This window comes from Vibrio sp. 947, from assembly GCF_033339115.1.
Taxonomy (GTDB): Bacteria; Pseudomonadota; Gammaproteobacteria; order Enterobacterales; family Vibrionaceae; genus Vibrio; species Vibrio alginolyticus.
This window is the reverse complement of sequence record NZ_JAWOTX010000042.1, coordinates 17,799-30,664: the sequence shown is the minus strand read 5'-3', so window position 1 is coordinate 30,664 and position 12,866 is coordinate 17,799. Positions and strand designations below refer to the sequence as shown.

The following is a 12,866-nucleotide window of genomic DNA, read 5'->3' as shown; positions in this document are numbered from 1 at the left end:
TCGTCGTTAGGGGTGCGTATCTTACTTCACACCGTGAGAGAGTCAAGCATTTTTTTCAAATTCTTTTTTCTCTCTTCCCGACTCGCTGTGTGACTTTCGTCTCACTCCGTGTCGGTGGATGCGCAGTATAGGGGGTTGAGAAATTAGCACAAGCGTTTTTTGCAAAAAAACTTTCAACCGAACAAATAACAAGCATTCTGCATGGATACTCAACGATCTTGTCTAATATTTCGGGTTGCAGAGGATCTTTTCATGATGAAACACCTGACTTCTGCATTAAAAGATCGCCGATTTCTTTGTGATTTTGATTGCTGATCTTATCTCTCTTGGTTCTTTTTTCTCTTTCTATCTATATAAAGACGAAAAAAAGAGCAGAACGATGACGAACTGCTCTTTTGGTCTTTGCTTTTTATTTGGGGTACTTCAGGTGAAGTCTTGGAAAAGTGTTTCTTCTATATATAGAAGAAAAGATCAGAGCATCCTTGCCCTTCTCTTTACGACAGAATAGTTAGGGGTATATCTAAATGCCGTTATTGTTCGATGACGCATTGAGCTCGTAAGAGTGGAGCATGCTTGCATTCCCAATAGCGTCATCTTCGAGAGGAACTTAGTTCTTCAATACTTTTACGGTGTAGCTACCATCTTTTTGTTGGTATAGACCGTGGATGTCGGTTTCGAAACCTGGGTAATGCGCACCGATCTCACAAAGCATCTCTAGGAAGTCCAGCACAGGGCGAGACTCTTGAGTCACCATTTCACCAGGAAGTACTAGTGGCACACCTGGAGGGTAAGGAAGGATCATGTTCGCACTTACGCGGCCAACCATTTCTTCCAGTTTGATTTCTTCGATGTTGCCACGAAGCTCTTCTTGCCATGCTGCGTGTGGTGTTACTTTCATTTCTGGAAGTACATCGAACGCTTTGTACATTAGCTCAGGTAGGTTATATTTCTTAGTTAGGTCATGAATCGCTTGTGCTAGTTCTTGAACACGCATGCCTTCATAGAAGCTTGGGTCTTCGTTGTATAGTGAAGGTAGGAAGCTCTTGATGGTTAAGTTCAAGTCGTAGCCACGTTTAAATTCAGTTAGGCCGCGTAGCAATTGCATTGCTTTTGATTTGTCGATACCGATTGAGAATAGGAACAACAAGTTGTATGGACCTGTTTTCTCTACCACGATGCCGCGCTCGTCTAGGAATTTAGCCACCAGCGAAGCAGGAATACCTGATTCTTCTAGTTCGCCTTCTTTATTCATCCCCGGAGTCAGTAGCGTTACTTTGATTGGGTCAAGATACATGTGGTTGTCATCCATGTTCTTGAAGCCGTGCCATGTGTCGCTAGGGTCTAGTTTCCAACATTCCGTGGTATTGATGTTTTCTGGTTGCCATACATCGAAGAACCAGCTGTCGCTTTCTGCTTCTAGACGTTTGATCTCTTTACGGAAGCGGATTGCGCGATCGATAGAGTCTTGCATCAACTTCTTACCAGTGTTGCCGCGCATCATTGCCGCTGCAGTTTCAGTAGAAGCAACAATGCCGTACTGAGGTGAAGTTGAAGTGTGCATCATGAATGCTTCGTTGAAAGATTCTTTATCAAAGTCGCCTTTCACATGAATCATTGAAGCTTGTGAGAACGCAGCCAACAGTTTGTGTGTTGATTGTGTTTCGTAGAACACTTTGCCTGGCATCGCTTCACCACTCATACCACATTTACCTTCGTAAATTGGGTTGAAGTTAGTGTAAGGCACCCAAGCACTGTCGAAGTGGATGTGTTTACAATCTAGCGACTCTTTGATGAATTGTGTGTTGTACAGCAAGCCATCGTAAGTTGAGTTAGTCACTACTGCGTAAGTTGGTGCTGTTGCACCTGGTGTTTTCGCCACTTTCTCTGCAATGACATCGCGGCTGAATTCGCTTTGTGGAATACCACCAAGGATGCCGTATGCGTTACGAGTTGGGCGGAAGTAGATTGGTGTCACGTCGCTCATCATCATTAGGTGAGTCAGAGATTTGTGACAGTTACGGTCAATCAGTACTGTGCTGCCAGCAGGTGCTGAGTACATACCAACGATTTTGTTCGATGTAGACGTACCGTTAGTTACGATGTACGAGCTGTCTGCATTGAATGTGCGTGCGATGTATTCTTCTGCATCTTTATGTGGACCTGAGTGGTCTAGTAGAGAACCTAGTTCAGGCATTGAGATTGATACGTCCGCTTTGAATGTGTTTGGACCGTAAAAATCGTAGAAGATGCTACCAGCAGGGCTTTTCTGGAATGCAGTACCGCCCATGTGACCTGGAGTACAGAAGGTGTATTTACCTTCTTCTACGTATTTGAATAGCGCTTTAGTGAATGGAGGCATGATGGCATCTTTGTATGCCTCAGTCGCTTGGTTGATTTTGATAGCGATGTCGTCAGCCATACCTAAAGCGTACTCGAAGAAGCTCACGTTTAGACGTAGGTCTGTTAGTGAAATGTCTAGAGTAGACTGTTCGTTAGCAAATGCGTGAACAGGCAGTTTTTCGTTGATTTGGCTGATACGTTCACATAGCTCAAGTGAGTATTTATCCCAGTCGAACAACACACCGCAAATGCGTGGGTTCATCTCAATCATTTTGATCAAGTCTTTATCATCTACTGGGTAAACCACTTCGTAGCCCGCTTTCTCAAGAGCAGCGTGAAGTTGACGAACTGGCTCTTCTTTAAAGAACACACCCATGTGGTTCAAGATAGCGAATATATTCATTTGGACATCTCCAAGGCGAATGAGGGCGCTCTTTGCCATTTACAGGCAATGAGTAAGGTGAGCGCCGCGTGAATTTGGGTTTTATGGGCTGGCACCGTAGTGCCAGCGTTTTGGGGATTAGTTGCTTGCTTGGGCAGGCATGTCTTCAGCGTGCATTTTCACGTACTGAGCAAGACCTGCTTTTTTGCTGTAGAACATCAAGATAACTAGAGACACGATGAAGGTTGCTGTTAGCGTACCGCCCTCTGCACCTGCTAGTGCGATGAAGCAGAACAGACAAGCCACACCAGAGAACAGCATTACGAAGCCGTTGCGTGTTGTCATACCTTCGAAGCGAATCAAGTTAATGCTTGAGTAGAAGTAAGGCAGCATTGTTAGTAGAACTGCGTCAGTCGTTAGCTGGTTGAACAGGTCTGATGCGTGTGCTGTTTTAGAGCTGAAGAACATCAGTACAACCATCAGTGCAGTCATCTTGATTGACGCAAGGATTAGACCTTTCTTAGGCACACCGTTTTTGTCAGTTTCGCCGTAGATTTTAGGGAAGTTGCCATCGCTTGCTGCACGTTTACCAGCCTCGCCCACCAGCATCATCCAAGAACCTAGCGAAGTGAAACATGCTAGTGCTGTGAATGCTGATACGAATGGTGCAGTCCAGCTACCGAATAGCTCAGTGGTTGCCAATGCAAATGGCGCACCTGATGCCGCAACTTCTGACGCTGGGAACATGCCGCTGATCATTTGAGTTGATAGGATGTAAATCACACCTGCGATACCAGTACCTAACATAGTTGCTAGTGGTACAGTACGTTTAGGGTTTTCTACCATACCCGTCGATACCGCTGCTGATTCCACACCTACGAATGACCATAGACAGATAAGAACCGCTGTTACTACCGCGTGGCTGTCAGTGCCTGCTGATACGTTCCAGTTTTGGCTGTAAAGCGCAGTATCGAAGTGCGTCCAACCAAATGCAGCTGTACCAACAACTGGGATAAGGATAAGAACTAAACCAAGCGTACATAGACGGCTTACCCAGCTACCACCAAGTAGGTTGACGAAAGTGAAGATCCATACCGATGCAATCGTCGCAATACCTGCTGGAATTGGGTTATTAAGCACAGGGAAGAATACTGAAAGGTAAGAAACACCTGTAATGGCAATAGCCAGGTTACCAATCCAGTTCGCGTGGTAATAAAGAACGCCCGTTTGGAAACCAAATACCGGAGACACTTCGCCAGCATAAGCGATAGGACCACCTTCTTGTGGGTTTTTGGTTGCCAGACGAGCGTAAACGAACGCCAGACTCAGTGCACCGACCAAACAGATCAGCCAACTGAAGATTGAAACAGAGCCTACAGAGGCAAGACTAGAAGGTAATAGTGCAATACCACTACCCATCATGTTACCGGCTACGACACCCGTACAGGCAATAAGGCCGATTTTTTTCGCATTCGATGACATAACATCTCCAAATCTATTCTACTCGAGTCAACATGACTCAAACTGAATGGTTATTAGCGAGATGCTATGAGGAGGAACCTTCTCGACCTCGCTAAATTTCGAAGTGAAGACTACGCCCAAAAATCGGGAAAAAAATAAACTTGGTGTTATCAATAAAATGATTAGTTCATCAACATCAAGTTGAGATAAACATGATAAACACAAAAACATAAAACTATATTATTCATACAGTTACAAGAAAAACATCAAACCTTCTACCGATAGATAAACTCTCATCAACTCGTTGGTCATCGCGATAAAAGTTATCAACCTCTATCAACTTCCCCATCCCGAAGGGTTAATTCCCTGAAGTGTTGATTCCATAAATCTCTCCCTGATCGCGCTTCTTGACCCAAGTCAATATTCATCTCGCATGCAAGAAGGCACCAAAATCATTCTCGCCACATAACTAATCCAGACACTTCATACAATCAATAGAGATAGAGATAGAGATAGAGATAGAGATAGAGATAGAGATAGAGATAGAGATAGAGATAGAGATAGAGAAGCAAAGCGGGTATGTATTCCCGTTGCAAGCTTGCGTTGTTAGCTCCTTCGTAAGTCATTGCCCCACCGCCCCACCCTTTTCACTTTTCGACAGCGACAAAAAAGCCCCTCATCGAAATGAGGGGCTAGCATTAGGCTGACGTTGAGTCCGAGAGAATTAAAGCATTCGAACGACAGAAGGGTGAACGGCGCGATACATGGCGTAATCAATCGCCTTCATGTTACTTGGGAAGACCAAGTTTTCGCACAGCAGGTACGTCTCAACCGACGTATCAATATAGAAAGCTTCACTGTAAGACTCACTGGCTAAATCCAGATCACCATCCAATTCGGCGTGCTTACCGCGAATCACATAGGAAAGCACTGAATCACGTAACCTCAATGCCTGTCCGAGATGCCGCTTGGCTAACGCCATGTCACCAATGATGGTTTCGTGCAGTGCTAAAGCTTCATAAATTCGCGGTTGAATTGGCCCCACCATCATTTTCACATTAGTCTCTAGTGCTTCACTGAGCTGCTGCATTCGCCCTTTCTTCAACTCCTGTGAGAAATCAAGTGCCTTTTGTACATGGTAAGCAATCAACAACTCAGCTTGAACGTAAGCATTATCCGGCTCGATTTCTAAAATGTTTTCCATCAAGTCGATACCTTGGCGGAATTGTTTAGTATCAGAGACATTAAGGTAATGGTTAGCCTGAACAAACAACTCCAACGCGTCGGGATTCATTGGCATTCCCGCCACCAGCATCGTAGATTTCAATTTGGCATCCGACACTTTCAGCACTTGCATCAAATCCAACGACGCTTGTTGAAGCACTGTCTTTAAATGACTACTGGTTAACGCGTATTGACGACTAAACAACACTTTCTCAGATGAGTTATTGCGATATTCCACCTCTAAAAAGCTGCCACCGTCATTCTCACGAACTCTCACCACAACCGATTTACCAGGCACAATGCCAGAAGTAAACGACGCCTTCTTTAGCATGACTCGGTAATCACTGACTTGAGCAATGTCGGACATCAACTTTTGGGCGAATCCGTCTGCCAAATCGTAGCTTAATCCTTCATTCGTAAAATTATCTTGAAACTTGAACTCAATCAGATGGGTATCGATGGCTTGGGTAATACGCACTTCCGATTGCTTGTAGGTAAACACGCCCATCACTACGACCAACATACTGATCCAGATGAAGTTCATAATTCCCAATCGCCAAGGACTGATTTTGTTTTTGCTCTGAGGGGCTTTTTTCTCTTTTGACATCTCGCAGACCGCGCGAGTTAGAGGACCTGCTGGAAAGGTAACGGCTGGTGCTATAGGTAGACAATCCTCTTCCGATTCTTCAACCGAAGGTGGGATCTCTTCATTTTGCCGACTTGTGACAAACTCTTCATGCGTCATAGTAACCACGTTCGCTACCAGCTTATAGCCACGCTTGGGCACCGTGATAACGTAGTTGGTATTTTCCTCTCGACCGTCACGTAGTAGCTTACGCAACTCAAAGATGGATTGAGTCACCACTTGATCGGTCACAATCGCTCCAGCCCAAACGTACTGAATCAATTCCTCGCGGTTGAACACCTCATTCGCATGCTCCGCTAAGAAGTGCAAAAGATTAATTAAGCGTGGCTCAACAGTAACTTCCCTATCTTGTCGATACAGCTTATTTTCATCAACGCTCAAAACCCAGTCATTGATTTGAAAATAGACTCCAACCATGTATGAAAACTCTCGTATCTACAGACAGCGTTACGGTAGGAATCAGACAATGGTCGATTCCTACAAGTAACTAAAGGCAAGATTATAGGTGGGAAAGCAGCGTGTACCTAGAAAAGCAAGTCGCCAAAAATGCAAACTTAAGTTAAGTGATTCAAGAATGAGACTACTCAAGTGCTGCAAGGATAGAGCAATGTGTGGCGTCATCGTCTGTATGACCACAACAAGCATCATTAATCTTCTTCAAAGCTCGGCGAATTTTCGTCAGCTCGTTAATTTTCCCATCAATCAGCTCTAACTTAGCAGAAGTAATGGCTTTTACCTCTGCACAGCTGTGTTCTGTCGCTTCTAACTTAATTTCTAACAGGTCTTTAATTTCATCCAGACTCAAGCCAAGATCTTTACCTTTGAGGATAAAGTGCACCTGCTTTTGATTCTCTTCATCATACAAGCGGTAGCCTGATTCGCTTCGCCCTGCGGGTTTTATTAGCGCGTTTTTCTCGTAGAAACGCAATGTATCGGCAGTCACACCACAACGTTTTGCCAGTTCACCTATCTGAAACATAACTTTCCCTATTAACTATCTCGTTACTTTTAAAGCTAAAGAACGACTTTTTTGCAATTATTTTTGAGATGCCAAACGATTGCGCGAGCTTTTTTGTAATAAATTGGTTAGAATACGCGCCATCAAATGTGGAGACTGTTTTCTAATCAGAAAACACCCTGCAAAGGTCTTTACCAAAACTGGCCAATATTTTACCCCAAGAGGTAAAAACAAGTTCATTTTTGGCAAACATCTTTAACTCCGTGAATTTGAGGAAAATGGAAGCATGAATAACGCTCGTCCTATTCGCCGTGCGCTTATCAGCGTATCAGACAAAACAGGTATTGTTGAGTTTGCGCAAGCTCTTGCTGAGCGCGGTGTCGATATCCTATCTACTGGTGGTACAGCTCGCCTACTTGCCGAACAAGGCATCGCCGTAACCGAAGTCTCTGACTACACTGGTTTCCCAGAAATGATGGACGGCCGCGTTAAAACGCTTCACCCAAAAGTTCACGGTGGTGTGCTTGGTCGTCGTGGCCAAGATGATGACGTGATGGAAAAGCACGGCATCAACCCTATCGATATGGTTGTCGTAAACCTATACCCATTCGCAGAAACCGTTGCCAAAGAAGGCTGTACACTAGCCGACGCTGTTGAAAACATCGATATCGGCGGCCCAACAATGGTTCGTTCTGCAGCGAAAAACCACAAAGACGTGACTATCGTTGTTAATGCAGGTGATTACGGCCGCGTAATTACAGAGATGGACGCAAACGACAAATCTCTCACTCTCGAAACTCGTTTCGACCTAGCTATCGCAGCATTCGAGCACACAGCATCTTACGACGGCATGATCGCAAACTACTTCGGCACTATGGTTCCATCTTACGGTGAGAACAAAGACGGTGATGAAGAGAGCAAATTCCCTCGTACGTTCAACCAACAGTTCGAGAAGAAGCAAGACATGCGCTACGGTGAGAACAGCCACCAAGCAGCCGCATTCTACGTTGAAGCAAACCAACAAGAAGCATCCGTTTCTACTGCTCGCCAAATCCAAGGTAAAGCCCTTTCTTACAACAACATCGCAGACACGGACGCAGCGCTTGAATGTGTGAAAGAGTTCAACGAGCCAGCATGTGTAATCGTAAAACACGCAAACCCATGCGGTGTTGCTCTAGGTAAAGACATCCTAGAAGCGTACAACCGTGCTTACCAAACTGACCCAACATCTGCATTCGGCGGCATCATTGCATTCAACCAAGAACTGGATGCTGAAACAGCAACCGCTATTGTTGAGCGTCAATTCGTTGAAGTGATCATCGCACCTTCTGTTTCTGCTGAAGCGATTGAAGTGGTTGCCGCGAAGAAGAACGTACGTCTACTTGAGTGTGGCGAATGGACAACGAAGACAACTGGCTTTGACGTGAAACGCGTGAATGGCGGTCTACTGGTTCAAGACCGCGACCAAGGCATGGTAAGCCTAGACGACCTAAAAGTGGTTTCTAAGCGCCAGCCAACAGAAGAAGAGCTAAAAGATGCACTGTTCTGCTGGAAAGTAGCGAAATACGTGAAATCTAACGCGATCGTTTACTCGAAAAGCGACATGACTATCGGTGTAGGTGCTGGCCAAATGAGCCGCGTTTACTCTGCGAAAATCGCAGGCATCAAAGCTGCAGACGAAGGTCTACAGGTTGAAGGTTGTGTAATGGCATCAGATGCATTCTTCCCATTCCGTGACGGTATCGACGCGGCTGCAGAAGCGGGCATCAAGTGTGTTATCCAACCAGGTGGTTCTATGCGTGATGACGAAGTTATTGCAGCAGCAGACGAACACGGCATGGCGATGATCTTTACCGGTATGCGTCACTTCCGCCACTAATCCTCTCGTCTTCACTGGGACGATAACTGCGTTGACGGCGTTCACTTATCCTAATCACATAGCATACTATGCTCATAGGAATAAGTTCACTTGTCGCCTTGTCCTCGTCCCACTGAATTAGAGAGGCCATACTCAGGTCTTTGCGAAATATCTGAGTTTGAGCAAACGGTATTTATAAGATTAAGGATTTTCATATGCGAGTTTTAATCATTGGTTCAGGCGGTCGTGAACATGCGCTAGGCTGGAAAGCAGCGCAAAACCCAAATGTTGAGACTATTTTCATTGCTCCAGGCAACGCAGGTACAGCACTAGAGCCAAAACTAGAGAACGTAAACATCGATGTAGAAGACATCACTGGCCTTGTTGCTTTCGCCAAAGAGAAGGCGATTGAACTGACTATCGTTGGCCCAGAAGCACCATTGGTTATTGGTGTGGTTGATGCGTTCCGCGAAGCGGGCTTACCAATCTTTGGTCCTACCCAAGCCGCAGCGCAACTTGAAGGCTCTAAAGCGTTTACCAAAGACTTCCTTGCTCGTCACCAAATTCCAACGGGTGCCTACGCGAATTTCACTGAAATCGAGCCTGCACTGGCTTACGTGCGTGAGCAAGGTGCACCGATCGTGGTGAAAGCCGACGGCCTTGCAGCTGGTAAAGGCGTGATTGTGGCAATGACGCTAGAAGAAGCTGAGGACGCAATCAAAGACATGCTAGCAGGCAACGCATTTGGTGATGCTGGTAGTCGTGTCGTTATCGAAGAGTTCCTAGATGGTGAAGAAGCAAGCTTCATCGTGATGGTGGATGGTGAGAACGTTCTGCCAATGGCCACCAGCCAAGACCACAAACGCGTAGGCGACAAAGATACGGGTCCTAACACCGGTGGCATGGGAGCATACTCTCCAGCTCCAGTGGTGACACAAGAAATCCACAACCGCATCATGGAAGAAGTGATTTACCCAACAGTACGTGGCATGGCCTCTGAAGGTAACCCTTACACTGGTTTCCTATACGCGGGTCTGATGATCGACAAAGACGGCACTCCGAAAGTAATCGAGTACAACTGCCGCTTCGGTGATCCTGAGACACAACCTATCATGATGCGCATGGAATCGGATCTTGTTGATCTGTGCCTAGCGGCAATCGACGAGAAACTGGATCAAGCGGAATCGAAGTGGGATCCACGAGCATCGATTGGTATCGTGTTAGCAGCCGGTGGTTACCCAGCTGCATACAACAAAGGCGACGTAATTTCGGGTCTGCCACAAGTTGAAATTGAAGGCGAAAAAGTCTTCCATGCTGGTACAGATAACAAAGATGGCGACATCGTGACAAACGGTGGTCGTGTTCTTTGTGCAACCGCACTTGGCAACAGTGTATCAGAAGCGCAGCAGCGTGCTTACGAGCTTGCAAAACAGATCCGTTGGGATGGCATGTTCCATCGCAACGACATCGGCTACCGTGCAATTGCACGTGAGCAAGAAAAATAAAAACAACATGAGTTGGCTAAAAAACAAAAGGCGCACTCAGCGCCTTTTTTATTGTTCTTGTTCGACAGAATTCGAAGCAATGTTTATTCAGAGATCAACGTTGGCCGAGAAACACAATCAAAGTCATCGTCATTGAGCATCAACAGTTCATCGACCATTGCTTTGTTTCGTGACTGCTTGCCGACAAAAGCCACATAACTGTCTACCGATGAGAGACGCTCGATAATAAATTTTGGCAACGTCTGATTAAACTCGAGCGTCGAGAACACCTTACCTTTGCAGGTTTCAAACGATTGACCATTCCAATAACCTTGAATAAGGCTCTGATTGTTACGAGACTGCGCCTTAACCGATGCCACTACGTCATTCGCTTCTGCTTTGTAGCGCTCTAATTGGTCATGCTGAAGTGGCAAGACTTTACGGTTAACACGATATTTTTGGTAAACCGCTTCGCCATCTTTATTGAAACGGATGTGGATTTGAAAAGGCACCAACTCTTGTTTGGTATCAACTTGCTCGCCTTTTCGAATCAACTCTCGCAACTCACCTTCATCCCAGAGATAATCACTCTTGAACCAACCATTATCCCCCATAGTCACATAATCAGCCGCCGTACTCACACGAGTGAATTTCTCTGTCATCCAGTACAAGCTGCTAGCATCTCCCGCAACTTTACCACCAGAAAAATGCGTGAATTGTTCTAAATTAGGAGTTTCAACCGATGAACAGCCAAAAAGGGTAAGGCTAGATAGGAGAAGTGAAGTGAGTAGATGTTTTTTCATGAAATTGCACCGAGGCAGGATACCTCGGTGCATTCTAACTTAGTTTACTGATTCTTTCAGCGCTTTACCTGCTACGAATGCTGGTACGTTAGCTGCTGCGATTTGAATCTCGTCACCAGTCTTAGGGTTACGACCAGTACGTGCAGCGCGGTGGTTTACTTTGAATGTACCAAAACCAATTAGTTGAACTTGGTCACCCTCTTTAAGTGCGCCAGTTACACCATCAAGAGTCGCTTCAAGAGCAGCTTTTGCTTGTGCTTTTGATAGGTCTGCTTTCTCTGCGATAAAGTCGATTAATTGGGTCTTGTTCATTAGGTTTCCCTTCTCATAGGTTATCGAATTCGTCTCACTCTAAAACATAAATGCCCCATCTGGCAAAGGTTTGTAAGCGATCTTTCGATTTTCTGACGTACTTTTAGCCATAATATGAGTAATAACTCACAATTTGTTACCACATACCCCCTGAAAACCCTTGCTTTCCAAGGTATTTGGACCAATTTATAAGTCACTTTTGCGGTTATAATAGCTGCAAATAACCACTATCAAACTACATTCAAGGGCAACTATGCTGCTGTTATCCATTTATATCTCTATTGCAATCGGCATTTCGTTTATCTGTTCGGTGCTGGAGGCGGTACTGCTGAGTATCAGTCCGAGCTACATTGCGCAGCTCAATCAACAGGGGCATCCCGCAGCTGGGCAATTGGCTAAGCTGAAATCAGATATCGACCGACCACTGGCATCTATTCTGACTTTAAACACCATCGCTCACACTATCGGCGCGGCCACTGCTGGTGCACAAGCTGCGGTTGTATTTGGTAGCGAAGCATTAGGTATCTTTTCGGCAGTGCTGACATTGGCGATCTTAGTGCTTTCAGAAATCGTACCGAAGACGATTGGCGCGACCTACTGGCGTCAGTTGGCACCCACTGCCGCGGTCGCATTGCGTTGGATGGTATGGGCGCTTACACCCTTTGTTTGGTTCTCAGAGCAAATCACCAAGCGTCTTGCTCGTAACCACGAAGCTCCAAAGATGCGTGATGAGCTGTCTGCAATGGCGATTCTGGCACGTGAAAGCGGTGAGTTTGCCGAGGGTGAATCAAAAATCTTAAGCAACTTGCTTGGCATCCAAGATGTACCCGTAACGCAGGTTATGACGCCACGACCAGTAGTATTCCGTGTCGATGCCACAATGACCATCAATGAGTTCCTAGAAAAACACAAAGATACGCCTTTCTCACGCCCATTGGTTTACAGCGAGCAGAAAGATAACATCATTGGTTTTGTGCATCGCCTTGAGTTGTTCAAACTACAACAATCAGGTAGTGGACAGAAACAGTTGGGAGCAATCATGCGCCCAATTCAAGTGGTGCTAAACAATACCACTTTACCTAAAGTATTCGACCAGATGATGACTCATCGCTTACAGCTGGCACTTGTTGTTGATGAATACGGTACCGTGCTAGGTTTGGTAACGTTGGAAGATATTTTTGAACACCTCGTAGGCGAGGAGATCATCGACGAAGCAGATAAAAGCACTGACATGCAGGAGCTGGCTTACCAACGCTGGGAAAGCTGGAAAGAAATGCACGGCGTAATCGAAAGCCGCGATGACGATGAAGAAGATAACGAGCTGGAGAAGCAGGATAAAGAGCCAGAAGCTCAAGAGCCACCGAAACCCGACTCGAAAGAATCGTAATCAGCATTAGG

9 protein-coding genes are annotated in these 12,866 nt (G+C 45.7%); 3 read left to right on the top strand and 6 right to left on the bottom strand.

The window, feature by feature from the left end; translation table 11 throughout:
- Nucleotides 1–607: 607 nt before the first annotated feature.
- From R7Q39_RS28130 to zntR, 4 genes are all read right to left on the bottom strand, one after another.
- Nucleotides 608–2,743: a lysine decarboxylase CadA gene (locus R7Q39_RS28130; RefSeq protein ID WP_318077157.1), complete on the bottom strand. Its 2,136-nt coding sequence runs from the start codon at nucleotides 2,741–2,743 to the stop codon at nucleotides 608–610.
- A 117-nt stretch (nucleotides 2,744–2,860) separates the two neighbouring features.
- On the bottom strand, nucleotides 2,861–4,204 hold the full coding sequence (gene cadB / locus R7Q39_RS28125; protein ID WP_017635552.1) for a cadaverine/lysine antiporter: 1,344 nt from the start codon (nucleotides 4,202–4,204) through the stop codon (nucleotides 2,861–2,863).
- 703 nt (nucleotides 4,205–4,907) lie between these two features.
- Nucleotides 4,908–6,470, bottom strand: a complete 1,563-nt coding sequence (gene cadC / locus R7Q39_RS28120; protein ID WP_005382530.1) for a lysine decarboxylation/transport transcriptional activator CadC — start codon at nucleotides 6,468–6,470, stop codon at nucleotides 4,908–4,910.
- 163 nt (nucleotides 6,471–6,633) lie between these two features.
- Nucleotides 6,634–7,032: a Zn(2+)-responsive transcriptional regulator gene (gene zntR, locus R7Q39_RS28115; protein ID WP_005382529.1), complete on the bottom strand. Its 399-nt coding sequence runs from the start codon at nucleotides 7,030–7,032 to the stop codon at nucleotides 6,634–6,636.
- A gap of 265 nt (nucleotides 7,033–7,297) precedes the next feature.
- Here zntR and purH point away from each other — a divergent pair, with 265 nt between their 5' ends.
- On the top strand, nucleotides 7,298–8,890 hold the full coding sequence (gene purH, locus R7Q39_RS28110) for a bifunctional phosphoribosylaminoimidazolecarboxamide formyltransferase/IMP cyclohydrolase (RefSeq protein ID WP_017635551.1): 1,593 nt from the start codon (nucleotides 7,298–7,300) through the stop codon (nucleotides 8,888–8,890).
- A gap of 194 nt (nucleotides 8,891–9,084) precedes the next feature.
- Entirely contained in the window at nucleotides 9,085–10,374 is a 1,290-nt protein-coding gene (purD, locus tag R7Q39_RS28105) for a phosphoribosylamine--glycine ligase (protein WP_017635550.1), read from the top strand.
- A gap of 83 nt (nucleotides 10,375–10,457) precedes the next feature.
- On the opposite strand, the gene R7Q39_RS28100 is transcribed toward purD, so the two are convergent.
- Both R7Q39_RS28100 and hupA read right to left on the bottom strand, forming a co-directional pair.
- The gene (locus tag R7Q39_RS28100) at nucleotides 10,458–11,156 is read right to left on the bottom strand and encodes a DUF1481 domain-containing protein (protein ID WP_318077156.1); all 699 of its coding nucleotides are present in this window, start codon (nucleotides 11,154–11,156) and stop codon (nucleotides 10,458–10,460) included.
- Between the two features lie 39 nt (nucleotides 11,157–11,195).
- Nucleotides 11,196–11,468, bottom strand: a complete 273-nt coding sequence (gene hupA / locus R7Q39_RS28095) for a nucleoid-associated protein HU-alpha (protein WP_005382524.1) — start codon at nucleotides 11,466–11,468, stop codon at nucleotides 11,196–11,198.
- Nucleotides 11,469–11,721: 253 nt separating this feature from the next.
- On the opposite strand from hupA, the gene R7Q39_RS28090 reads away from it, so the two are divergent.
- Nucleotides 11,722–12,855, top strand: a complete 1,134-nt coding sequence (locus R7Q39_RS28090; RefSeq protein WP_033907150.1) for a hemolysin family protein — start codon at nucleotides 11,722–11,724, stop codon at nucleotides 12,853–12,855.
- Nucleotides 12,856–12,866: the final 11 nt, after the last annotated feature.